At 46.0% G+C, this 24,083-nt stretch carries 19 protein-coding genes; 9 read left to right on the top strand and 10 right to left on the bottom strand.

What is annotated here, in order from left to right:
• Nucleotides 1-51 precede the first annotated feature (51 nt).
• Nucleotides 52-822: an ABC transporter ATP-binding protein gene (locus OCU35_RS08180; protein WP_017030367.1), complete on the bottom strand. Its 771-nt coding sequence runs from the start codon at nt 820-822 to the stop codon at nt 52-54.
• A 611-nt stretch (nt 823-1,433) separates the two neighbouring features.
• On the opposite strand from OCU35_RS08180, the gene OCU35_RS08185 reads away from it, so the two are divergent.
• The 5 genes from OCU35_RS08185 to OCU35_RS08205 all read left to right on the top strand — a co-directional run bounded on the left by OCU35_RS08185 (nt 1,434) and on the right by OCU35_RS08205 (nt 8,177).
• Nucleotides 1,434-2,975 carry a DUF3360 family protein gene (locus tag OCU35_RS08185; RefSeq protein ID WP_017030878.1) on the top strand — a complete coding sequence of 514 codons (1,542 nt, stop codon included), beginning with the start codon at nt 1,434-1,436 and terminating at the stop codon, nt 2,973-2,975.
• 355 nt (nt 2,976-3,330) lie between these two features.
• A complete protein-coding gene (pflB, locus tag OCU35_RS08190; RefSeq protein WP_065209722.1) occupies nt 3,331-5,607 on the top strand; it encodes a formate C-acetyltransferase in 2,277 nt (758 codons plus the stop codon).
• Between the two features lie 128 nt (nt 5,608-5,735).
• A complete protein-coding gene (locus OCU35_RS08195; RefSeq protein WP_261825144.1) occupies nt 5,736-6,749 on the top strand; it encodes a lipid A deacylase LpxR family protein in 1,014 nt (337 codons plus the stop codon).
• 130 nt (nt 6,750-6,879) lie between these two features.
• Nucleotides 6,880-7,614, top strand: a complete 735-nt coding sequence (pflA, locus tag OCU35_RS08200) for a pyruvate formate lyase 1-activating protein (protein WP_017030881.1) — start codon at nt 6,880-6,882, stop codon at nt 7,612-7,614.
• Nucleotides 7,615-7,676: 62 nt separating this feature from the next.
• The gene (locus OCU35_RS08205) at nt 7,677-8,177 is read left to right on the top strand and encodes a YfbU family protein (protein ID WP_017030372.1); all 501 of its coding nucleotides are present in this window, start codon (nt 7,677-7,679) and stop codon (nt 8,175-8,177) included.
• A 52-nt stretch (nt 8,178-8,229) separates the two neighbouring features.
• Here OCU35_RS08205 and OCU35_RS08210 read toward each other — a convergent pair whose 3' ends face one another.
• On the bottom strand, nt 8,230-8,973 hold the full coding sequence (locus OCU35_RS08210; protein ID WP_261825145.1) for a MipA/OmpV family protein: 744 nt from the start codon (nt 8,971-8,973) through the stop codon (nt 8,230-8,232).
• 205 nt (nt 8,974-9,178) lie between these two features.
• On the opposite strand from OCU35_RS08210, the gene OCU35_RS08215 reads away from it, so the two are divergent.
• From OCU35_RS08215 to OCU35_RS08225, 3 genes are all read left to right on the top strand, one after another.
• Entirely contained in the window at nt 9,179-11,113 is a 1,935-nt protein-coding gene (locus OCU35_RS08215; protein WP_261825146.1) for a PrkA family serine protein kinase, read from the top strand.
• 187 nt (nt 11,114-11,300) lie between these two features.
• Complete coding sequence (locus OCU35_RS08220; RefSeq protein ID WP_017030375.1) at nt 11,301-12,572, top strand: YeaH/YhbH family protein; 1,272 nt, start codon at nt 11,301-11,303, stop codon at nt 12,570-12,572.
• Nucleotides 12,573-12,595: 23 nt separating this feature from the next.
• A complete protein-coding gene (locus OCU35_RS08225; RefSeq protein ID WP_017030376.1) occupies nt 12,596-14,122 on the top strand; it encodes a SpoVR family protein in 1,527 nt (508 codons plus the stop codon).
• A 150-nt stretch (nt 14,123-14,272) separates the two neighbouring features.
• Here OCU35_RS08225 and kdsB read toward each other — a convergent pair whose 3' ends face one another.
• Genes kdsB through OCU35_RS08250 form a run of 5 tightly spaced genes read right to left on the bottom strand, consistent with a single transcriptional unit; the run spans nt 14,273 to nt 20,270 of the window.
• Complete coding sequence (kdsB, locus tag OCU35_RS08230) at nt 14,273-15,019, bottom strand: 3-deoxy-manno-octulosonate cytidylyltransferase (protein ID WP_102329396.1); 747 nt, start codon at nt 15,017-15,019, stop codon at nt 14,273-14,275.
• A 1-nt stretch (nt 15,020) separates the two neighbouring features.
• Nucleotides 15,021-15,200: a Trm112 family protein gene (locus OCU35_RS08235; RefSeq protein WP_017029737.1), complete on the bottom strand. Its 180-nt coding sequence runs from the start codon at nt 15,198-15,200 to the stop codon at nt 15,021-15,023.
• Complete coding sequence (lpxK, locus tag OCU35_RS08240) at nt 15,190-16,188, bottom strand: tetraacyldisaccharide 4'-kinase (protein WP_261825147.1); 999 nt, start codon at nt 16,186-16,188, stop codon at nt 15,190-15,192. The genes OCU35_RS08235 and lpxK overlap by 11 nt, the downstream gene beginning before the upstream one ends.
• Before the next feature lie 3 nt (nt 16,189-16,191).
• On the bottom strand, nt 16,192-17,940 hold the full coding sequence (gene msbA, locus OCU35_RS08245; protein ID WP_017030886.1) for a lipid A ABC transporter ATP-binding protein/permease MsbA: 1,749 nt from the start codon (nt 17,938-17,940) through the stop codon (nt 16,192-16,194).
• Between the two features lie 32 nt (nt 17,941-17,972).
• A complete protein-coding gene (locus tag OCU35_RS08250; RefSeq protein WP_261825148.1) occupies nt 17,973-20,270 on the bottom strand; it encodes a DNA internalization-related competence protein ComEC/Rec2 in 2,298 nt (765 codons plus the stop codon).
• 8 nt (nt 20,271-20,278) lie between these two features.
• On the opposite strand from OCU35_RS08250, the gene OCU35_RS08255 reads away from it, so the two are divergent.
• A complete protein-coding gene (locus tag OCU35_RS08255) occupies nt 20,279-20,824 on the top strand; it encodes a DUF2062 domain-containing protein (protein ID WP_017243895.1) in 546 nt (181 codons plus the stop codon).
• Between the two features lie 103 nt (nt 20,825-20,927).
• Here the strand turns inward: OCU35_RS08255 and lolE are convergent, their stop codons facing one another.
• From lolE to lolC, 3 genes are read right to left on the bottom strand one after another with little or no spacing between them, the layout of a single operon-like run.
• Nucleotides 20,928-22,172 carry a lipoprotein-releasing ABC transporter permease subunit LolE gene (lolE, locus tag OCU35_RS08260; protein WP_017030890.1) on the bottom strand — a complete coding sequence of 415 codons (1,245 nt, stop codon included), beginning with the start codon at nt 22,170-22,172 and terminating at the stop codon, nt 20,928-20,930.
• Nucleotides 22,169-22,864 (bottom strand): lipoprotein-releasing ABC transporter ATP-binding protein LolD, encoded by a 696-nt coding sequence (lolD, locus tag OCU35_RS08265; protein ID WP_017029731.1) that lies wholly within the window; start codon nt 22,862-22,864, stop codon nt 22,169-22,171. Before lolD ends, lolE begins: the two co-directional genes overlap by 4 nt.
• Complete coding sequence (lolC, locus tag OCU35_RS08270; RefSeq protein WP_026012923.1) at nt 22,857-24,065, bottom strand: lipoprotein-releasing ABC transporter permease subunit LolC; 1,209 nt, start codon at nt 24,063-24,065, stop codon at nt 22,857-22,859. Before lolC ends, lolD begins: the two co-directional genes overlap by 8 nt.
• Between the last annotated feature and the right edge of the window lie 18 nt (nt 24,066-24,083).

Here is a 24,083-nt window from a genome sequence, read left to right on the forward strand (position 1 = left end):
GATTTAAGTGTTTTTTGTTGTGTTTAAGTGAGCGCTTTATGAGCACTTCGTTTAGTAAATTGATGAAATAAACTGTTGTAGGCGTTCTGATTCAGGGCTAGTGAATAGCTTGGCAGGATCGCCCTGCTCTTCAACCAAACCTTGATGCAAGAACATAACGTGGTTCGACACATCACGAGCAAATGCCATTTCGTGTGTCACAACCAACATGGTGCGGCCTTCTTCGGCAAGGTCACGCATAACGCCAAGCACTTCGCCTACTAACTCTGGATCCAGAGCTGAGGTAGGTTCGTCAAATAGCATTACTTCAGGGTCTACCGCCAACGCACGCGCTATTGCTGCACGCTGTTGCTGACCACCAGAAAGGTGACCTGGGTAGTAATCTTTGCGCTCGTACAGTCCCACTTTTTGCAGGATCTGTTTCGCATTTTCGATAGCTTGTGCTTTTGGCACACCAAGAACATGTACAGGCGCTTCGATCACGTTCTCTAATACCGTCATATGTGACCAAAGGTTAAAGCCTTGGAATACCATAGCGAGTCGAGAGCGAATTCGTTGTACTTGTTTTGCATTTGATGGGAAAGGTTCACCAAGACGATTATTCTTCATCTCAATAAGTTCGCCATTTACCCAGATTTCACCAGCTGTAGGTGTCTCTAAAAGGTTAATACAGCGAAGAAAAGTACTTTTACCTGAGCCTGAGCTGCCAATGATAGAGATGACGTCGCCTTTATGTGCATCAAGTGAGATGCCTTTCAGTACTTCGTTCTGTCCAAAGGTTTTATGCAGATTATTAATTCTTAGCGCGGGTACATCCGTCATGCGCTTGTTTCTCCCTGTAATCCTAGTGTCAGGCTATGTTGATGAAAGAAAGGTACCATTTGCGCAAACGATTAGCAATGGTTCAACAACAGCGAATTTCTAGGATATTTAGTCATATTTACCGCCTATATATACAATTAACGTTATAATTGGCGAATAAACGCACAAACAACAGCACGTTATCAGGCTACAAATGTAAATGAAACTGATGAAAAAACCACATATTTTTACACATTAGCAACAACTTTGTGGCTTTGAGCATATTTTGCGCAAGGGCGCTGATAATGTAAGCAAAGGTAAATTGAACTTTGTGAATGTAAGTGTAATTACCACACTTTTAGCGCGGTTATGTTCCCAGATCCCTTTATGTACTTTTATTTCAGTAATTTTCTTTAACTGATCAAGATCAATTGTTCTAAGTTGCGACCTTGTTACACTCCGGCCAACAAATTCAAATTTGACGAGTATTTTTCAAATTTTCGCCTAAGATTATTTCGGAAACGACGTGCTACATTTCAATAAGTATGAGAAATTATGCCGTCGCAAATGATTCACGCGAACGTGTCAAATTAACCCAGATTTATTTCTACCTATAAGTTAACGAGGATTTTATGTCCGACGCTGTCAACAACAAGCAGTCTGAAGCTGAAGAAAAAAGCTATTCAGAACTGCATAAACCAGCCTCTGAATTCGCAAGCCGTTCTGATTACTTAGATCACGAACTACAAATCATGAAGCCTCGCCGCTTCCGTTTGAACCTTCCTGGTCGTGATTTCCGCTTTGAACTAGAAGATTTAGTTCCAGCTCTAGCAGGTACTATCGGCATTATTGCAATGTACTCTGCAGTAATGATGTCTTGGGCTGATGGCCTAACTCAAGCATGGGACCACGTTAACCTAGGCAAAGAGTTTGCTATCGAAGTCGCTCGTGTAGAGATGCTTATCCCTGCGCTGCTATTCTGTATCCTTGCTTCTGGCTTCTTTAACCCTAGAGCGAACTTGGCCGGTAACCACGGTCCAATGATTCCTCTTATCGGTTCTATTGCACTTGCAGGTGCTCACCCTCTAGCGCTAGCTATTCTTCTAGGTATCTTCGGTTTATTGCTTAGCTTCTTTAAGGGTGGTTCGAAACTCGTTAACCTCACCTCAGAGGGTACCGCCGGCGGTCTATTGATCTTCCTCGGCTTTACCGGAACCATGAGCCAGATTGGTGATATCCAATCTTGGGCTGTAGGTCTTCAGTCTGCTGACGTTGCCGCAGGTAGCCTTGGTTACATTGGTCTAGTCGTTCTGGGTATTAATATCGCTATCTACGCTTACCTAGCTAAGATTGGTATGCGCTGGTTGGCTATCCCTGTTTGTGCTATTGCAGGCCTGATTATTGCGCTTGGTTTAGGTGCAGGTTTTGACCTTACGTTTGAAACGCAAATGGGTATTCCTAACCTGAACCCTGTTTATTGGTGGGGCAGCACAGAACAAGGTTGGCAACTGGGTCTTCCAAATGTTTCTCACTTTGTAGCATCTCTGCCGTTTGCAATTCTTGCAGTAGCAATGTGGTCACCTGACTTCCTAGGTCACCGTATCTTCCAAGAATTGAACTACCCTAAAAAGACTGAAAAAGTATTGATGGACGTAGATGACACTATGACCATGTGTTCGGTTCGTCAGATTGTCGGTACTGCAGTAGGTGGTGGTAACATCACGTCATCTTGGGGCACGTACATGATCCCAGCTGCAATTGCTAAGCGTCCTATTCCAGGCGGCGCAATCTTGTTAGGCGCAATGTGTATTGTCGTTGCTATCCTTGGTTTCCCAATGGATGTTGCTGTATGGCCTCCAGTGATGCGTATTGCACTGCTTGTAGGTGTATTCCTACCGCTTCTAGAAGCGGGTATGCAGATGGTTAGAGAAACTAAAGACTCACAAGCAGCAGGTATCTGTATCTTTGCGGCTGTAGTGACTAACCCAGTTCTTGCATGGGCTCTGACTATGTTCTTGGACAACAACGGTCTCATCGGTGACAAAGAGCGTTCTTCACGTCTATCGTTCGCAGATAAAATCATTATCCCTGTGGGTGTATTCGTAGTATGTCTAGTAGCAATGCTAGCTGTAGGTATGCTTGAATCACAGTACGGTTTGAAAGCGTTCCTGTAATGCATATTCAAGGGTAGTGCTAACGCACTACCCTTTGTTGCAAATTAGAGTTTGATTACTGGGCAAAAGTCGTCTAAAAATCTGTAATACTTTTGAGTAATGTCAACTAAGTGAAACTGAGTTCAAAGATTGCAAAAAAATGCTTTTATTAATTTAGTTTAAAACTTATAATTATTTTTGAAGATTGACTTGTTTGTTGATTGGTTCGTACCAATATGAATAAGTATTAGGTTGATACTAAACTTATCCATATTGTTATTAATCTTAAGTGTGCTGTGTCGCTTGCGACACTTAGCTGCTCAATTTTGAGTAGTGGGACGGCACGTGTTTTTGCTACTAATAAGGTAGGTACATCATGGCAGAGCAATTTGCTAAAGCTTGGGAAGGTTTTGCGGCAGGTGACTGGCAAAACGACGTAAACGTTCGTGACTTCATTCAAAAGAACTACACGCCATATGAAGGCGATGAGTCTTTCCTAGTAACTGAAGGTACTGAAGCGACTGACGCGCTTTGGGCTAAAGTTATGGAAGGCATCAAGCAAGAGAACAGCACCCACGCTCCTGTAGATTTCGATACTTCTGTTATCTCTACCATCACGTCTCACGACGCTGGTTACATCAACAAAGATCTTGAAACTATCGTTGGTCTTCAAACTGAAGCTCCACTTAAGCGCGCTCTTATCCCTAACGGTGGTATCCGTATGGTTGCGGGTTCGTGCAAGGCATACGATCGTGAACTGGATCCAGAAGTTAACAAAATCTACTCTGAATACCGTAAAACTCACAACGCTGGTGTTTTCGATGTTTACACTCCTGACATCCTAAAATGTCGTAAGTCTGGTGTTCTAACTGGTCTTCCAGATGCATACGGCCGTGGTCGTATCATCGGTGATTACCGTCGCGTTGCTCTTTACGGAATTGACTTCCTAATGAAGAACAAAGCTGCACAGTTCCACTCTACTCAAGAGAAACTGGAAGGCGGTGAAGACCTACAATTGACTATGCAACTGCGTGAAGAACTGCAAGAGCAGTACCGTGCACTTGGTCAAATGAAAGAAATGGCAGCTAAGTACGGCTGTGATATCTCTGAGCCAGCTCAAACTGCTCAAGAAGCTATCCAGTGGACTTACTTCGGTTACCTAGCAGCGGTTAAATCTCAAAACGGCGCGGCTATGTCTCTTGGTCGTACTTCATCTTTCCTTGATATCTTCATCGAGCGTGACATTGCTGCTGGCAAAATCACTGAAGTAGAAGCTCAAGAAATGATCGACCACTTCGTAATGAAGCTACGTATGGTTCGTTTCCTACGTACTCCAGAATACGATGAGTTGTTCTCTGGTGACCCAATCTGGGCAACAGAATCAATGGGTGGTATGGGTCTTGACGGACGTACGCTAGTTACTCGTTCTAACTTCCGTTTCCTAAACAGCCTATACACTATGGGTCCAAGCCCAGAGCCGAACATCACTGTTCTTTGGTCTGAGCAACTACCTGACGGCTTTAAGCGTTTCTGTGCGAAGGTATCTATCGATACTTCTTCTATCCAGTACGAAAACGATGACCTAATGCGTCCTGACCTAGAATCTGACGACTACGCAATCGCTTGTTGTGTATCTCCAATGATTGTTGGTAAGCAAATGCAGTTCTTTGGTGCTCGTGCAAACCTTGCTAAAACACTACTTTACGTTATCAACGGTGGTGTGGATGAGAAACTTAAGATCCAAGTGGGTCCTAAGATGCCTAAGATCACTGACGAAGTGCTAGATTACGCTGACGTTTGGGACAAGATGGATCACTTCATGGATTGGCTAGCTACCCAATACGTGACTGCACTAAACGCAATCCACTACTCACACGACAAGTACAGCTACGAAGCAGCTCTTATGGCTCTTCATGACCGTGACGTTGCTCGTACAATGGCTTGTGGTATTGCTGGTCTATCTGTTGCTGCTGACTCACTAGCTGCTATTAAGTACGCTAAAGTAAGCCCAGTTCGTGACGAAGATGGCATCGCTATCGACTTCAACATCGAAGGCGACTATCCGAAATTCGGTAACAACGACGCTCGCGTAGATGATATCGCTTGTGAAATTGTTTCTGTATTCATGAACAAGATCCGTAAGCTTAAGACTTACCGTAATGCTCGTCCTACTCAGTCTATCCTAACAATCACTTCAAACGTGGTTTACGGCAAGAAGACTGGTAACACGCCAGACGGTCGTCAAGCAGGTGCTCCTTTCGCTCCTGGTGCTAACCCAATGCACGGTCGCGATGAAAAAGGTGCGGTAGCGTCTCTAACTTCAGTAGGTAAACTACCATTTGCTGATGCTCAAGACGGTATCTCTTACACTTTCTCTATCGTACCTAACGCACTAGGTAAAGAAGAAAGCAGCCAACGCGCTAACCTTGCTGGTCTAATGGATGGTTACTTCCACCATGAGTCTGACATTGAAGGTGGTCAACACCTTAACGTTAACGTTCTAAACCGCGAAACTCTAGAAGACGCTGTTAAGAACCCAGAGAAGTACCCTCAGCTAACTATCCGTGTATCGGGTTACGCTGTGCGTTTCAACTCTCTAACTGCAGAACAGCAGAAAGACGTTATTGCTCGTACTTTCACTGAGTCTCTATAAGTTTTAAAACTTTAGACTGAGTCGCAAGATATAACGAAAACCCCGCCTAGGCGGGGTTTTTTATTACCTAAAATTGTAATAAGCTTCATAGCCACGAGACAGGATGTTTAGATCAAACACGGAGTAGTATGTCCCACTTTTCAACCAACGCGCGTTTGTTACTAGCGTGCTCCTTTGCATGTGCGCCAGGCTTCGCTTTTGCCGAGCCCGAGCCCTCCGATAGTTCTTTCTATATCGGTATAGACAACGACAGTATCGTCACCACAGATAAAGATTACTCTAACGGGTTATTCTTAGTTTATTCCAGCGAATTTAGTATTGAGCCCAACAGTTTTTTTGACTCTCTTCCTGGCTCTCACTTTAAATTCGATCCTACGGGTACCACAAAGCACAAATACAGCATCGAGCTTGGGCAGAAAATGTGGACCCCTGAAGATATTGAGGATCCCAATCCGATCCCAGACGAACGCCCTTATGCCGGTCTCCTTTACGTTTCATCCACGCTCTACTCTATCTCGCCTTCAAGTGTGAGTGCCTATAGCCTAATGTTCGGTACCGTAGGCCCAAACGCCTACGCTGAAGAGACTCAGAAGTTTGTTCATAGCATCATTAAGTCCGAGGATCCTCAAGGCTGGGACAACCAAATTGATAATCAATTGGTGTTAAACCTTGGCTATCACAGAACCGATAAACTGTATCAATCCGAACCGAGTGGCAATACTACCCATGAGATTAGCGTACCTAGTCGATTGTTGGGTGGTAACTATCGCAGTGAGGTAGCAGGCGGTGTAATGTGGCGCTGGGGCACGGGCCTAAATCAGAGCTTTGGTAGTGCTAAAGTGAGCAATGAATCCACTATAGACCCAGGCTTGATCGTGCGAAATAAAACCGGTTGGTACATGTTTGCTGGTGTCGAAGGACGAGTGCGCTTCAACGACATTACTATCGATGGCGACCGTCCCGATGACGGTATTACCGCCAGCGAAGTAGAGCATTTACAAGGTACTGCCAGCGTCGGTTTAGCCGGTTTTTATCGAGGCTGGGGAGCCAGTTTGTCCATCTCGAGTAAAAGTCGAGACTATCAAGAAGATGATAAAGGCGTGCACACCAACGGTTCACTTGCCTTGTTCTACTTGTTCTAGATTAAGCCTTGAATGTAATACGTAAAAATCTATGAATATTCACGGCTTTATCTGGCCTCTGGTCTAGGTAATGATCCCTGTTTGTAATACACTTATCACATTCGCAAAATGATCAGAATAGAGAAAATCTATGAAAGGCAGAATTCACTCATTTGAGTCTTGTGGTACTGTTGACGGCCCGGGCATTCGCTTTATCGTATTCTTGCAAGGCTGCTTGATGCGTTGCATGTATTGCCACAATCGCGATACATGGGACACGCATGACGGTAAAGAAATTACCGTCGATGAACTGGTCAAAGAGGCAACCTCATATCGCCACTTTATGAATGCGTCTGGCGGCGGTGTCACCTGTTCAGGTGGTGAGGCAATGCTTCAACCTGAGTTTGTTCGTGACTTTTTCCGCAGAGCGCAAGCTGAAGGCATCCATACCTGCTTAGATACCAATGGCTATATCCGCAAGCATACTGATGTAGTCGATGAAGTGTTAGAAGCGACTGATCTTGTTATGCTGGATCTCAAGCACATGAAAGATGAAATCCACCAAGATTTTATCGGTGTATCCAATAAACGTACTCTAGATTTCGCTCGCTACTTACACAAAATTGGCCAAACAACGTGGATTCGTTACGTAATCGTTCCTGGCTACACTGATGATGACGAATCAGCACACATGCTTGGCGAATTTATTAAAGACATGGATAACATCGAGAAGGTAGAGCTACTACCCTACCACAAGCTCGGTGCGCACAAATGGGAAGCGCTCGGTTACGATTACCCTCTAGAGGGTACAGAGCCACCATCGAAAGAAACAATGGACAAGATTGTCGGTATTCTTAGTCAATACAACGACAACGTTAAATACTAACTTTGTACTTAGCCAATTAGTGGCACTAACGTACATTTAGATCTCATTAAGGAAACCTATCTATGGAAATGACCAACGCACAGCGTTTGATCCTTTCGAACCAATACTACCTAATGTCTAAGCTTTCTCCAGAAAACAAAGACAAGTACGAGCGTCTACAAAAAATCGTTGAGCGTGGCTACGGTCTGCAAATGCGTGAGCTAGACAAAGACTTTGGGGCAATCAGCGAGAGCGAATGTCGTGAAGTCATCGACATCATGGAGATGTACCACGCGATGCAAGAGTCGTTCAACATGCTGGCTACTGCAGAGCAAGCGAACGTGGACAAGCGTCGCCTTATGTTCCTAGGGTTTGATATCGCAACTGAAGCAAGCATCGTAAACTACGTGCGCTTCCTAACTGAATCAGAGGGCCTTTACCCTCAGTTCGACAAAGCGGATCACCACTTCAACAGCCAAATGCCGATGCTAGACAAGTACCGCCGCATGCTGACAACGTGGCGCAACTGCCCACGTCAATACCACCTATGTGCTACTGAGATCACTCAGATCTTTAACGCATAGTAATTAGCTGATAGCTGATAGCTGATAGCTCAAAGCTGTCAGCTGTCAGATTCTAAAAGGCGTAAACCAACCCTATATTTGCAGAAAACGAATCTGTATTTTCCAACAATGGACTGTCTTCTAAGTCCCCTTCAAGATTGGTATAGCGCACCCCTGCTGTTCCAACGATATGCTCAGTAAACTTAAATAATCCTCGTAAGCCCAAAAAGAACTGTCCATCTCCATCTGGAGAGAACTCGTCCAATCCGATAATTCTGTCTGCCTCTTCTTGAGAAACACCGTACAGGTGATTGTTCAGCTTTGATGAATTCAACGAGTAACCGATAGACGGAGTCAGTATCCAGCGCTTGGTGCGAATTGGCACACTGTACACCGTTTCTGCGTATAACCCATCATGGACACCGGCAATGTCGCCAGCAATGGTGAGCTGTATCTGACCGATAGAGCGGTTGGCATACTGATAACTGATACCCCCTAGCCCAGTACTCTTTCGCTTATCCACTTGGCGAATGATGGGGTCATCGGAGTCAGAAGGTTGCAGGGTTCTAGGGTCATAGGCTAGACGAAAGATGAGATTGTGCGGGGAACGGCGTTCCCAAACTCGATATCCAGCGGTAAAACCGCGCAGATAAAGGTGCTCTCCTTCATATCCGATAACAGGAATCACAACCTGATTAGAGGGCGTATCCTTATAAACCGCAGGCGAATATGAGGCACCAACACCCAAAGACCACCCTGCTACTACAGGGCTAGATGACAAAGCGAGAAGCGCTGCCGAAAAACCAATCCATTTCAAAGGCAAATCCTTTTGCGTCAATGTTGTAATTTTGTTGCTTATTTGCAGGTCTTATAATACACGCATTTTGATAGTCGGTTTAGTGCTAAATAATGAAAAAGTTATTATATTTCAAGCAAATCTGTTTTTTCATGTCTAGGATTAAAGTTGGGATAAGCGTAACGATTGGCTTGGGTCTTGTAACATTTTAAAGGGGATTTTTGTTATGAGTATTTTTGAACATTTTCAGCACAGATACGAAGCTGCAAAGGAAGAAGAGCTCTCGATTCAGGAGTTTTTGTCATTGTGTCGTGAAGACAAAATGGCATATGCAAACTCTGCTGAGCGTCTTTTGCATGCTATTGGCGAACCGGAACTGATTGATACTGCTCTGGATCCTCGCTTAAGTCGCATTTTTTCAAACCGCGTCATAGCAAGGTATAAGACCTTTAAAGACTTTTATGGCATGGAAGATGCCATCGAGCAGATCGTCTCTTATCTTAAGCATGCAGCGCAAGGCTTAGAAGAGAAGAAGCAAATTTTGTACCTACTTGGCCCTGTTGGTGGTGGTAAATCATCGCTGGCCGAGAAGTTAAAAGCGCTCATGCAACAAGCACCTATTTATGTGTTGTCCGCCGATGGGGAACGCAGCCCAGTCAACGACCATCCATTCTGCCTATTCGACCCACCTGAAGACGCCGAAATACTGCGTAGTGAATATGGCATAGATAAACGCTACCTACGTTCCATCATGTCACCTTGGGCAGCAAAACGTCTGCACGAATTTGGTGGTGATATATCGAAATTCAAAGTCATCAAGTTACGCCCTTCAATTTTAGACCAAATTGGTGTGGCGAAAACCGAACCCGGTGATGAAAACAACCAAGACATCTCTTCTCTTGTGGGTAAGGTCGATATTCGCAAGCTTGAACACTTCTCTCAAGATGACCCAGATGCCTACAGCTACTCTGGCGCACTGTGTAAAGCCAATCAAGGCTTGATGGAATTTGTGGAGATGTTCAAGGCACCTATCAAAGTTCTACATCCACTGCTAACCGCAACTCAGGAAGGCAACTTTAACGGTACGGAAGGGCTATCAGCACTGCCATTTGATGGCATGATTTTGGCTCACTCCAATGAATCCGAGTGGACCACATTCCGCAACAACAAGAACAATGAGGCATTCCTTGACCGTGTTTACATCGTAAAGGTCCCGTACTGCTTGCGAGTCTCTGAAGAAGTCAAAATCTACGAGAAACTCCTGCAAAACAGTGAGTTAACTAATGCGCCTTGTGCGCCTAGCACCCTAGATATGCTGGCACAATTTAGCATCCTTTCTCGCCTGAAAGATCCAGAGAACTCTTCTGTGTTTAGTAAAATGCGCGTCTATGATGGTGAGACATTAAAAGACACGGATCCTAAAGCGAAGAGTCACCAAGAGTACAAAGATTTTGCAGGAGTCGATGAGGGGATGGCAGGACTTTCTACCCGTTTCGCCTTTAAGATCCTGTCTCGAGTGTTTAACTTTGACCAGACTGAGGTTGCCGCAAACCCTGTGCACCTCTTCTATGTCATTGAGCAGCAAGTGGAAAGAGAGCAGTTCCCTCAAGAACAGGCAGAGCGTTATCTTGAGTTCTTGAAAGGCTTCTTAGTACCTCGATATGTTGAGTTTATTGGTAAAGAGATCCAAACGGCTTACCTAGAGTCCTACTCTGAGTATGGACAAAACATCTTTGACCGCTACGTCACCTACGCTGACTTCTGGATTCAAGACCAAGAGTATCGCGACCCTGAGACAGGGCAGCTATTTGACCGCTCATCGCTCAATGGAGAGCTAGAAAAAATTGAGAAAACAGCGGGTATTAGTAACCCGAAAGACTTCCGAAACGAAATAGTGAACTTTGTTCTAAGGGCTCGCGCCAACAATGGTGGCACTAACCCTGTTTGGACAAGTTACGAGAAACTTCGCACTGTTATCGAGAAGAAAATGTTTTCGAATACGGAAGAGCTACTCCCTGTTATCTCGTTTAATGCAAAAACCTCTACTGAGGATCAGAAGAAACACGACGACTTTGTTAATCGCATGATGGAAAAAGGCTACACAGAGAAGCAAGTTCGCTTGCTATCTGAATGGTACTTGCGAGTACGTAAGTCTTCTTAATAGACAGAGTGACGTTAACCCTGTCACTCACTGGACACTATGCCCTCTTTCTTGCATCTGAGCAGTTGAGGGCATTGATGCAACTTAGGTTGTGGCGCAAGGATCATACGCGTATGACTCGACTCGTAATGTCGACTCAACAGTGGGTTATACGAGTATCACCATGTAGGACTTATTGAGGTGGCGCATGGCTCAATTTATTGACCGAAGGCTCAATGGCAAGAATAAAAGCACTGTTAACCGACAGCGCTTTATTCGCCGACATAAGCAGAAAATTAAAGAAGCCGTTTCTGATGCGGTAAATCGTCGCTCGATTACGGATACCGATAACGGCGAGGATATTACCCTCCCTAAAAGTGACATTACTGAACCTGCCTTTCATCAAGGTCAAGGTGGGCATCGCGAGCGTGTTCATCCAGGTAACGACCAATTTATCCGCGGTGACAAGATAGAACGCCCTCCAGGTGGCGGTGGTCAAGGGGGCTCTGGTGACGGAGACGCTAGCCCCGACGGCGAAGGCCAAGATGAATTTATATTCCAGATATCAAAAGACGAGTATCTAGACATTCTGTTCGAAGATCTCGCGCTTCCAAACCTTAAGAAAAACCAAGTTAACCGCATCACTGAATGGAAAACTCATCGAGCGGGTTACCAAACAGCAGGCATTCCTTCCAACATAGCCGTCGTTCGCTCGCTACAACAATCTCTGGCGCGACGCACTGCAATGTCTGCAGGTAAGAAGCGTAAACTCCGTGAGTTAGAAGATGAACTGACTTCCCTAAAAAGTTGCGAGCCAGCAAAACCACTGCAAGAGAAAAGCATTAAGGAAGAGATAGAAGAGATCCGCGCTCAAATGAGACGTGTGCCCTTTATTGACACCTTCGACCTGCGCTTCAAAAACTATGAAAAACGCCCTATTCCATCCAGCCAGGCGGTAATGTTCTGCTTAATGGATGTATCCGGCTCAATGGATCAAGCCACCAAGGACATTGCTAAGCGCTTTTATGTCCTGTTGTATATGTTCCTTAATCGCACCTATGAGAACGTAGAAGTGGTGTTTATACGCCATCATACTCAAGCTAAAGAGGTGGATGAGCACGAGTTTTTCTATTCGCAAGAAACCGGTGGAACCATTGTCTCCAGTGCGTTGAAACTGATGGATGAGATTGTCAAAGAACGCTACCCCACCAATCAGTGGAATATCTACGCGGCACAAGCCTCCGATGGTGATAACTGGGCTGATGACTCTCCAAGGTGTAAGAAGCTCCTCACTGAAGCCCTATTGCCCATTTGCCAGTACTACTCATACATAGAGATCACGCGTCGAAGTCATCAAACCTTGTGGCATGAGTACGAAAAACTAGAGTCCCAGTTTGATAATTTTGCCATGAAAAATATCCGAGCGGTGGAAGATATCTTCCCTGTATTTAGGGAGCTGTTCCAGAAGGAACATAGCTAAGGAAATACGAGTAAGGATGCGCTATGACAGCAGAAGTTAAATCCAAAACATTGCCTGACGGTCCCGATTGGACCTTCAATTTGCTGGAAGAGTACCACCAGCAAATAAAGCGTGTAGCTAAACACTACAAGTTAGATACCTATCCCAATCAAATTGAGGTCATTACTGCCGAGCAGATGATGGATGCCTATTCCAGTATCGGCATGCCGATTAACTACCATCACTGGTCGTTTGGTAAGAAATTCATACAGACCGAACAAAACTATAAGCATGGTCAGATGGGGCTTGCCTACGAGATCGTCATCAACTCTGATCCCTGTATTGCCTACTTAATGGAAGAAAACACTGTCACTATGCAGGCTTTGGTTATGGCTCACGCAAGCTATGGTCACAACTCTTTTTTCAAGGGCAACTACTTGTTCAAGACCTGGACTGACGCCAGTTCAATCATCGATTACCTTATTTTTGCTCGAAACTATATCAGTAACTGTGAAGAGAAATACGGCGTTGATGAGGTAGAAAAGCTACTCGACTCTTGTCATGCATTAATGAATTACGGTGTTGATAGATATAAGCGCCCTGAGAAGATTTCCATCGCCGAAGAGACGATAAGGCAGCAAGAGCGCGAGGAGTATCTGCAATCACAGGTCAACGAACTGTGGAGGACCGTTCCAAAGTCCGCTGACAGCGCAGAGATTGAGAAGAAGCGCTTCCCCTCAGAGCCACAAGAAAACATCCTGTATTTTATTGAGAAGCACGCGCCCCTGTTAGAGTCATGGCAGCGTGAAATCGTGCGCATCGTACGTAAGGTCAGCCAATACTTCTATCCGCAGAAGCAAACCCAAGTAATGAACGAAGGTTGGGCGACCTTCTGGCATTACAGTATTCTCAATCACCTATATGACGAAGGGTTGGTATCCGATAAGTTCATGTTGGAGTTCTTGCACAGCCATACCAGTGTTGTTGCCCAGCCAGCCTACAATAGCCAATACTTTAGTGGTATTAACCCTTATGCCTTGGGCTTTGCCATGTTCCAAGACATCCGTCGCATCTGTGAAGAACCCACCGACGAAGATAGGGAATGGTTCCCGGATTTAGCAGGCAGTGACTGGTTAGAAGCGGTGCATTTTGCGATGCAGAACTTCAAGGATGAGAGCTTTATCAGCCAGTATTTGTCACCAAAGCTTATCCGCGAATTTAAGTTCTTTGCCATCAAAGACGATGATAGGAAGAACTATATCGAGATTGATGCCATCCACGATGAAATGGGTTACAAAGAAATCAGAGAAAAGCTAGCGGCTCAGTACAACCTAAGCAACCTGGAGCCCAATATTCAGGTATGGAATGTCGATGTGCGCGGTGATCGCTCTTTAACCTTGCAACACATCCCTCATCAACGCATCCCCCTAGACAAGAGCTACGACGATGTTCTCAAGCATCTGTATCGACTGTGGGGCTTTGATGTCATTCTAGAAGAGCTTAAAGAGTCCGGTCACAGAGACGTCCTCGCCTCCTGCCCAAAGCGCACTGATTATGGGAAGAGTATCTAGGAACTACAAGCTACAAGATTATAGCTAGAACCTAGAACCTAGAACCTAGAACCTAGAACCTAGAACCTAGAACCTAGAAATTATTACAACGCTAAAAACAAAAAAAGGAAACAGCTTGCTGTTTCCTTTTTTATATCCAACTGACTCAACCTAACTTAACAACGCTCTTACTGCTTCTAAGTCTTCTGGCGTATCGACACCCGGTGGTGGAGTTTGTTTGGCTAGAGCGACATGGATCTTTTCTCCGTACCAAAGCACTCGTAACTGCTCTAAGCTTTCTATCTTTTCAAGGGCTGAGGGTGCCCAATTGATGTATTTATTGATAAAGCCAGCGCGATAAGCATAGATACCAATGTGACGCATTAGGGGTTGGTTTAGCTGAGATTTATCATCTGCAAACTGGTCCCTGTCCCAAGGAATGGTTGCACGGCTAAAGTAGAGTGCATAGCCTTGGTTATCTGTCACCACCTTCACCGCATTAGGGTTGAAGGCTTCTTCTGCATCCTCAATAGCAACCCCAAGTGTCGCCATTGGCGCAGTAGAAGCAGCCAGATTATCAGCCACCTGAGCAATCACCACTGGTGGAATTAAGGGCTCGTCTCCTTGCACATTCACCACAATATGGTCCGGTGCAATTCCCATTTTTTCCACGACTTCCGCTAAGCGCTCAGTGCCCGATTCGTGGTCAGGTGAGGTCATGCAAACCGTACCACCAAACTCAGCTGCCACATCCGCGACACGCTGGTCATCGGTGGCAATAATCACCTGTTCAGCACCGGCCTGAATCGCCTGTCGATACACGTGCTCGATCATTGGTTTTCCGCAGATATCCGCCAGTGGTTTGCCTGGCAAGCGCGTTGATTGATATCGAGCAGGAATGATGACGGTAAATGACATCTTAGCGTCCCTCGTCCATTGAAATTGAGCGAGCTTCAGGCTCAAGGAGTACAGGAATTCCCTCTTTGATTGGATAAGCAAGACGATCCAATTTACACACTAGCTCTTGCTTCTCTTTATCAAAAGTCAGCTTTCCTTTGCATACTGGGCATGCAACGATCTCTAACAATCTATGATCCATATTCCTTTAAAACCTCTTGAATTCTATTCATTATTTTATGGCGGTTATCATCACTAATCTGTGCTGATACAGGTAGATACCACCAATTATCATCTGCAAAGTCACGGCATTTAACCGCATCTTTTTCTGTCATTATTAGCTGATGGCCATCGGCAATTAACGGCGTAATATCCGCCTTTAGCAACGCCTTATGGTCAGCAAAGCCTTTGGTCGTGATTACGTTGGCCTGCATTGACTCTAGGGTATCAAAGAACCGTGGAGGGTGGCCAATACCGGCTATAGCGGTAAGTGCTCCCAACTGATCAACAGATTTTTTCTCTCCAGTTACAAGATTCACCGCCAGTGACGGTTGCAACGTCATGCCAATTTCGTCAGGCTGAGCGTCTCCGCCATTGGTAATGCGAAAGTCCACCGTTTGGAGACGGCTCATCTTCTCTCTAAGGGGCCCTAGAGGAATCAAGTGCTCGTTACCAAACCGACGCTTACCATCGATAACAATAAACTCTATATCACGCTGTAGGGCGTAGTGTTGCAGTCCATCATCTGTAACCACAATATCCACGTCATTCTGTAGCAGGTGCTTAACCGCATTCGAGCGTACTGGGTCAACTACCACAATCGCCCCGGTGCGCTGAGCAATAAGCTTTGGCTCATCACCACAATGTTTGGTTGGTGTATCCTGACCTACTAGCAAGGGGTAGCTTGGAGCCTTGGCGCCATACCCTCTGGAAACCACACCGACAGTCAAGCCCTGAGCCTGCAAGCTTTCAACCAACCACACCACTACAGGTGTTTTGCCGTTGCCACCCGCTGTGATGTTTCCCACCACAACGACAGGAACAGGTGCACGGTAGCTAGGCTTCTTTCCTTGCAGATAATCACGCCTACGCCCTTGGCTAATCACCTTAAAAAGCTGACTTAAAGGCCACAAAAGTGGCCAAAATAACCATCGCATAGGGCTCGAGCTAAACCAGAGTAGATGTATCACTAACTAGTCACCGAACTGTATTTTATGCAACTGCGCATAGGCTTCGCCCTTGGCAATCAATTCAGCATGAGTACCGCGCTCAATAATCTCGCCGTCGTCCACCACCAATATCTCGTCTGCATTTTCGATCGTGGACAAACGGTGCGCAATCACGAGTACTGTTTTATCTTTCTGTAGTTCATCCAGTGCGGCCTGAATGGCTCTCTCTGACTCGGTATCAAGCGCGGAGGTTGCCTCATCTAGGATCAATACTGGAGCGTCACGCAGCAGCGCACGAGCTATAGCAACCCTTTGACGTTGACCACCGGATAAACTCGCACCATTTTCACCTATCATGGTATCTAGACCATCAGGCATATTTTGAGTGAATTCAGTTGCGTGAGCTAACTTAGCTGCGTGCTCTATTTGCTCACGGGTGAATTCACCCTCAGCGGCATACGCTATGTTGTTGGCAATAGTATCGTTGAACAGGTGAACATTTTGCGAAACAAGACCAAATTGCTCTCGCAAACTTGTCAGCTTGTAGTCGTTAATGTTCTCGCCATCAAGGCAAATCTCCCCGCCATCTACCTCATAAAAACGAGTAAATAAGTTGGCAATGGTACTCTTGCCAGAACCTGAGCGCCCCACTAGAGCGACGGTCTTACCTTGTGGAATAGTAAAATCAATGTGTGAGAGCGCTGGCCTATCTTTACCGTGATAAGTAAAGGTCACATCCTTAACCTCAACCACGCCCTTGGCACGCTTAATCTCTTTCTCGCCGGTATCTTTCTCAGTGTCTAAATCCATTAAAGTGAACAAGGTATGGGCTGCAGCCATACCGCGCTGGAACTCAGAGGTCACGTTAGTCAATGATTTTAGCGGTCGCATCATGCCAAACATAGCAGAGAAGATAACCGTAAATGCACCCGGAGTAAGGTCTGCTCTCACTTGCTCAAAACTTGCCAAATACAGCACTGTCACAAGAGCAAAGGAAGCAATCAACTGAACGATGGGGTTTGCAGCAGCTTGCGCTGTCACCATTTTCATCGTTTGTTGGCGCATTTTATTACTAACTTGATCAAAGCGACCACTTTCAACTTCTTGACCACCATAGCTCAAAACCACTTTATGGCCTTTAAGCATCTGCTCGGCGGAAGACGTTACTTGTCCCATTGCCGTTTGCATGTTCTTACTGATCTTACGAAAGCGCTTTGAAACTACGCGAATAGCGAAGGCAACAACGGGCGCTACAACAAGAAGTACTAGAGAAAGCTGCCAGCTGTTCCAGAACATTAAGGTAAGCAAGCCGATAATGCTTGCGCCCTCTCTCACTAGGTTAACTAAGGCTTTACTGGTGGCGGCCGCAACCTGCTCACTGTCGTAGGTAATGCGAGACAGCAAACCACCGGTAGACTCTCTATCAAAGAAGGGAACAGGCATGTGCATAAAGTGGTTAAAGATAGCGCGTCGCATCAACATAACCACATTGCCTGACACCCAACTCAAGCAATAGGTGGATACGAATCCGGAGAGACCACGCACCACAATCATACCTAGGATGATCATAGGTAAGATTTTAAGGAAATTGGATTCTACATCGCCAAAGCCTTCATCAAGCAGTGGCTTTAATAGGGAAATCATGTAGGTATCTGCAGCCGCATTGATAATCAGGGCGAACGCTGCAACGAAGAGTCCTAGTTTGTATAAACGAATGTATTTCCACAGTCGTTTAAAGGTTTTCCACGTAGACTCATCTTCAAGTTGTGTCATAAGAATTGCTTTATTTTTTATTCAGTTAATAGTTATTCTACTCCCTTCCGCAAAATCTGCCTATACCAAGCAGCAGTTTGTGGGTTGCGCAGAGTCATAACCTTCACCTCATCACTCAAAAAACGTACAGATACCTGCCCATCGGTACCCGTATTCAGCCATCGAGACCCAGATTGGCGATATCTATCCACCACATTTTTGTTGGGAAGCGACCAACGTCCCTGCTTCGACGTGGAGGCTATGGCGATATTTGCATCAACTTTATCGACCAATACCTGAGTTGAAGAGGTACTGCTGCCGTGATGAGGCACGATAATCACGTCAGATTGAGCAACGGCATCAACCAATTGATACTCTGAAATTGCATCAATATCTCCGGTCAATAACACCGAATGAGTTCCATCAGAGATCCGCATGACGCACGAGTGAGGGTTATAGGCTCTAGATACTGTCTTCGGAGGCCAAACTATTTCAAACTGCAATCCTTGCCACCACCAGAACTGCCCTTGCATGCAAGGTAGTGTCTTGATGTCTTGTTGCGGAGTAAAAACATACCTAGGTAAAAAGCGCGCAATAAGGTAGTTCATGCCACCTTGATGGTCATTGTCCCAATGGCTAATAAAAAGAGCATCAATGCCAGTACCGCGCTGCACAATTATCGGCTCTACGACCATCTGCGCTATGCTGCCCTCATCCCACCCCGCTCCCGTATCATAGAGAATGGTGCGCTCATCTGACTCTATCAGCACGGCTAAACCATGACCGACATCCAGTACATCAAGGCGCCATTTCGTATCATTGTTTTCTAACCCAACCATCGCAACACATGTTCCACCAATACATAGCATGAAGACCAGCCAGCGCTTTCTTACGCAGATGAGAGCGAATAACAAGACTAACCCCAAAATTTGCATCTGTGAGGCTTGAAACCATAGGTTCGAATAGGCCTGTGTCTTCGAAATTAGGTCTGTCAGCAGACTCAAACCCATATCGGACAATTGAAACAAGCCAAAACCTAATGACTCAAATACGGGATTTAACAAGATACCGGCAAGCAATAGCGGAACCACAAACAGTGAAACCAGAGGAATAGCGATGGCATTGAACAAGATAGAGAGCCAAGCAACCCCGCCCAACAACCAAGCCGATATGGGCGCTAGTCCTAAACTGAGATAGAGCTGAATTCGAAACCAGGTGTACAGTTTCTTGATGTATATCTTGCTCTGTTTCTTTTCTGCTTTGCCAACTCGCGGTTCGGGGTTTTGCTTTTCGACACAGCTTTGATTTGGCCCAATAGCCAGAAAAATAATAATGACGGCTCCAACGCTGAGCCAAAGACTGGAAGTTACCGCTGACATGGGTGACAGGGTTAGCACTATTGCCAGGGTCAGCCACAATATTCGCCAGCGACTTAGTCGAATCCCAAGAAACAGGGCTGTAGCGGCAATGAGGCACATCACCAAGGCGCGTTGGGTGGGTAAGCTAAACCCAGCAAGCGACGCATAAAAGGTTGCCATGCCCACAGCAGACAAAACAGGTAGCCAAAGCCAAGTGGGGATAACAATGCGTAAGATATGCCCTATCCACCAGCCCACCATATAGGCGAGCCCTATGTGTAATCCAGAAATTGCAATCAAGTGGGCAATTCCGGTTCGTTTTAGGTGACTCCATTGCTGATTCTCAATAAGAGAGCGTTCCCCAAACAGCAGAGCTAAGATTAATGGTCGAGATTCCAATTGCGCCGTTTGCAGGTAAACCTCGTTATACCAGCGGCCTCTTAGGTCTGCCTTCTCAATCCGCTGAAGTAATTTATGCACCCTAGCTTGAGCTATAACTCGCTGCCCAAAATAAAAGCGCTCAGCATCAAAGCCTGCTTCATTGAGCAGGCCGTAAATGGGCTTTATCTCAGCCTCTACACGCCACGTCTCCCCTAGTTCTATATTTTGCGCCAAATCTAAGGGGACTTTAAGCAACAGCAAGCCAGAATAGTTGGCATCACAACCATGAATTTGATCTAGGTTAACTACCGAATTTGAAAAATAAAGATTTGATCTAAATGTGCTGTGCAACTCAACATTTATGGTAATATTCTCAGCGCAATCGAATAAGGTGTTGACGTCTCTTACAAAAACATGACTCTGTACTAGACTAACCACTGATGCCAACGAGACCCCGAGTGCTATCCTTAGTACTTTAAATCGGCAACAGAGCAACACTATGGCAAGTATCGGAACAAGCCACCTCAAATCAGGAAGAGTGTGCCAATACATTGCTGCGACAATCGTCGCTGAGAATGAAATAAGATTCCAGTTACCTAGTAAGAGAGCCATATTCCCTCATGCCTAGAAAATTTATTCAACGCTTCATGCCGGACCATGAACTGATTAAACGTCAAAAAGCGCTTAGAATATTTGGAAATGTTCTCTACAACCCAAACTTGTGGGTTTTGAATCGACGCTCCGCATCAGGAGCCTTTGCTGTCGGCCTTTTCATGTGTTTTGTTCCCCTTCCTAGCCAAATGATTATGGCAGCAGGGCTTGCAATCATGTTTGGCGTCAACCTGCCGCTCTCGGTAGCCTTGGTATGGATCAGTAACCCTGTCACCATGCCAATTATGTTCTATCTGGCCTATAAGCTTGGTGCTTGGGTAATGCACCTGCCTGCACAGGCGTTTCATTTTGAATTATCTTGGGACTACTTAGTCTCTCAGATGTCCACTATCGGACCACCGTTCCTGCTTGGCTGTGCCATCTGTGCGGTCATCTTCTCTGCAATGGGCTACTTCGGTATTCGTGCGCTATGGCGATATTCCGTGGTGCGCAGCTGGCAAAAGCGAAAACTGAAACTCAAGCTAAACCCTTTTGCCAAGAAAGACACAAACTAACTCTCACAACAAAGCCCCAGCACAAAAATCCTAGACACAAAAAAAGCGTTGCTCACTGAGCAACGCTTTTTTAATTCTTTATTCATACCAATTGGTAAGAGTGCTATTTGGCGCTCAGCACCGTCGCGGGGTTCAATTTGCTTGCCTTACTTGCTGGGAACCAAGTCGCTACCAAGCTCAAAAGAATTGCTGTCCCGGAGACAATCAACACATCCATTGGGTTAACTTCGGACGGCAGGAAGTTTACAAAATACACGTCACCCGATAAGAACTTGTGCCCAATGATCTTCTCAACCAGTTGGATCAGTGTAGTCAGGTTTAGCGCCACCAGTAACCCGAGCACACTCCCTGCTACCGCCCCCATAACCCCTGACAACACGCCTTGCCACATGAAAATAGCCTTAATCAAAGAGTCTTGAGCCCCCATAGTGCGCAAGATAGCCACTTCCGCAGAGCGATCTTTCACAGCCATCATCAAGGTAGAAACGATGTTGAAGCAAGCAACCCCAATGACCAATACCATAACCAAATACATGATGGTGCGAACCATCTGAATATCTCGATGAATGTAGCCAAACTCTTGCTTCCAGCTATTGATATACACATAAACTGGCAGGCTACTGCCTAGCGTTCTCATCAAGTCTGGAGCATCAAATACGCTGGTCGTCTTCACTGAAATACCACTCACGGTATCACCAAGGCCAAGATAAGACTGAGCATCTTCAAGTGGAACCATCGCTAAGGCATGATCCAGTTGTCCGCCGAGCGAGAAAATGCCACTGACTTTTAGGCGAACACGTTTTGGTGCTTGTGTTCGACCGTTTTTCGATGCCACAGGGATCATGAGAGAAATGCCATCACCGACGTCAACGCCTAGCTGATCAGCAACGCCTTTGCCCAACACCACCTGATTTGATCCCGGAGCAAAGTTTTGCCAAGCATCCCCCTGCACAAACTGAGATAGGCTAGATACTTCACTTTCCAGTGCCGCATTTACGCCCTTCACTTGGATTGCTTTAAGATGTGTACCACGCTCCGCCAATGCAGTGAACTTCACAAAAGGCGCAGCAGCGACCGCCTGCGGTTGCTTGTTGATATGTTCTACCAGCTGAGGCCAATCTTGAATTGGTTTGTTCACCGCGGAAAAGTCGCCATGGGGAACAACCGATAACACTCTATTCTCTAGCTCTCTTTCAAAGCCGTTCATCGCAGATAGGCCGATAATGATCACCGCAACCCCCACCATGATCCCCAAGGTGGATGAAAGGGAAATAAAGGACACCATCTTGTTCCGCTGCTTGGCCCGACTGAAGCGCCCACCAATAAACAGTGATAAAGAGTTGATCACTGGGCAACCTCTTCTTCAACTTGAACCAAAAGGCCGTCTTGCATATGCATTTGTCTGTCCATCTTAGAGGCCAGTTCACCATCATGAGTCACCACTAAAAAGGCTGTGCCTGATTTCTGGTTCAGCTCTCGCATCAAGTCATAGATACCTAGAGCAGTAGTGTGGTCTAGGTTACCTGTAGGCTCATCGGCTAACACCAAAGAGGGTTTATTCACCAAAGCTCTCGCGATAGCCACACGCTGACGCTCTCCGCCAGACAGTTCTGACGGACGATGCTCCAAACGATGCTCTAAACCAACGCGAGTTAGCAATTCCCTCGCCGCTTGCTTAGCTTTAGCTGGCTTTTCACCGCCAATCAACAGAGGCATTGCCACGTTTTCTACCGCAGAGAAATCTGCTAATAGATGATGGAATTGATACACAAAGCCTAAGTGTTGGTTGCGCAGTTTCGCTTGCTGGTTACTTGAGAGTGCGCCTAAATCTTGCCCGTTAAATTGCACGTCTCCCACCGTCGCATCATCCAATGCGCCCAATATATGCAGTAGGGTACTCTTGCCCGAGCCTGAGCTTCCGATAATTGAGACCAGCTCGCCGTGTCCCACCGTAAAGCTCACTCCTCTAAGCACTTGCGTATCAACGCTGCCCTCGGTGTAGGTTTTCTTTAGGTTCTGACACTCTAGTAAATTACTCATATCTTAACGCCTCAGCGGGTTTAACGGATGCAGCTCGGTAGGAAGGGTAAAGGGTTGCCACTATGCTCAAACACACAGCTAATCCAACCACTAGGAGTACTTGACCGTACTCAATTAACACAGGCAGTTGTCCACCATAAGCATAAAGGGATGCCCCCATGGCTTGCAGTATTAAATTCAAATTATTTGACAGCAGAACGCCGAGCAAGCCACCAAACACAGCGCCAACCACGCCACTGCTTGCGCCCTGCACCACAAACAAGGCCATCACTTGTTGCTTGGTCATTCCTTGTGTTTTTAGAATGGCCACTTCAGATTGCTTCTCCATAACCACCATAATCAGCGCAGAGATAATGTTAAATGCTGCCACACCCACGATAAGACCCAGCATAAGGCCCATCATGTTTTTCTCCATCTTAACCGCCTGAAATAGCTCGCCCCGTTGTGCGCGCCAATCTTGCCAAGCCCAGCCCTCTTCCAGTGGCATTGCTGCGAGAGTGCTTACGGCAAAGGGATCATCAAGATAGAGCCTCCAACCCGAAACCTGCTCTTTATTCATTCGTAATAAGCGACCGGCATCTTCAATATTGGTCACCATAAGCTGAGCGTCCACATCGGAGCCTGTGTTAAATATGCCCGATACGGTAAAGTTTCTCTGGCTAGGAATGCGCCCAAGGGGAGAATATTGACTGGCACTGGTAACCATAAGGCGCACTTTATCGCCTTGATTTACCTTTAGCTTACGCGCCAGGGTATGACCTATGATGATTCGGTATTTTCCTTGCTGCAAAGAGTCCACACTTCCCGACAGCATAAATTGACGCAAAGGCTCATCTGCATCTCCCTCAATACCGATCAATTGACCGGCAGTAAGCTGTGCGGGGCTTTGTAATACCGCTTCACTCGATACAATCGGAACGCTTTCGATAACATGAGGAAGAGAGGTAATAAATTGCGGGGGCTGTTCGGTCAGTGGGGTTTTTCCGGACACATCACCCACGATAGCTTGAGGCAGTACTCCAAGAATACGTCCCTTAAGCTGGCTTTCAAAACCGTTCATCACAGACATTACGGTGACGAGAGACAACACACCTATGGTGATGCCTGCGGTAGACATGTAGGAAACAAATCGACTAAATCGGTCTCCCGAACGTCCTCTAAGATAACGCAGGCCAATATAAAGCGAAACGGGTCGAAACATAACCAACCGAAAAATGAG

It is taken from the genome of Vibrio breoganii (assembly GCF_024346795.1).
Classification (GTDB): domain Bacteria; phylum Pseudomonadota; class Gammaproteobacteria; order Enterobacterales; family Vibrionaceae; genus Vibrio; species Vibrio breoganii.

Excerpts from the sequence above, each read along its gene's own strand:
- OCU35_RS08180 (WP_017030367.1), bottom strand. The coding sequence starts at position 822 with ATGACGGATGTACCCGCGCTAAGAATTAATAATCTGCATAAAACCTTT.
- OCU35_RS08185 (WP_017030878.1), top strand. The coding sequence starts at position 1,434 with ATGTCCGACGCTGTCAACAACAAGCAGTCTGAAGCTGAAGAAAAAAGC.
- pflB (WP_065209722.1), top strand. The coding sequence starts at position 3,331 with ATGGCAGAGCAATTTGCTAAAGCTTGGGAAGGTTTTGCGGCAGGTGAC.
- OCU35_RS08195 (WP_261825144.1), top strand. The coding sequence starts at position 5,736 with ATGTCCCACTTTTCAACCAACGCGCGTTTGTTACTAGCGTGCTCCTTT.
- pflA (WP_017030881.1), top strand. The coding sequence starts at position 6,880 with ATGAAAGGCAGAATTCACTCATTTGAGTCTTGTGGTACTGTTGACGGC.
- OCU35_RS08205 (WP_017030372.1), top strand. The coding sequence starts at position 7,677 with ATGGAAATGACCAACGCACAGCGTTTGATCCTTTCGAACCAATACTAC.
- OCU35_RS08215 (WP_261825146.1), top strand. The coding sequence starts at position 9,179 with ATGAGTATTTTTGAACATTTTCAGCACAGATACGAAGCTGCAAAGGAA.
- OCU35_RS08220 (WP_017030375.1), top strand. The coding sequence starts at position 11,301 with ATGGCTCAATTTATTGACCGAAGGCTCAATGGCAAGAATAAAAGCACT.
- OCU35_RS08225 (WP_017030376.1), top strand. The coding sequence starts at position 12,596 with ATGACAGCAGAAGTTAAATCCAAAACATTGCCTGACGGTCCCGATTGG.
- kdsB (WP_102329396.1), bottom strand. The coding sequence starts at position 15,019 with ATGTCATTTACCGTCATCATTCCTGCTCGATATCAATCAACGCGCTTG.
- OCU35_RS08235 (WP_017029737.1), bottom strand. The coding sequence starts at position 15,200 with ATGGATCATAGATTGTTAGAGATCGTTGCATGCCCAGTATGCAAAGGA.
- msbA (WP_017030886.1), bottom strand. The coding sequence starts at position 17,940 with ATGACACAACTTGAAGATGAGTCTACGTGGAAAACCTTTAAACGACTG.
- OCU35_RS08250 (WP_261825148.1), bottom strand. The coding sequence starts at position 20,270 with ATGGCTCTCTTACTAGGTAACTGGAATCTTATTTCATTCTCAGCGACG.
- OCU35_RS08255 (WP_017243895.1), top strand. The coding sequence starts at position 20,279 with ATGCCTAGAAAATTTATTCAACGCTTCATGCCGGACCATGAACTGATT.
- lolD (WP_017029731.1), bottom strand. The coding sequence starts at position 22,864 with ATGAGTAATTTACTAGAGTGTCAGAACCTAAAGAAAACCTACACCGAG.
- lolC (WP_026012923.1), bottom strand. The coding sequence starts at position 24,065 with ATGTTTCGACCCGTTTCGCTTTATATTGGCCTGCGTTATCTTAGAGGA.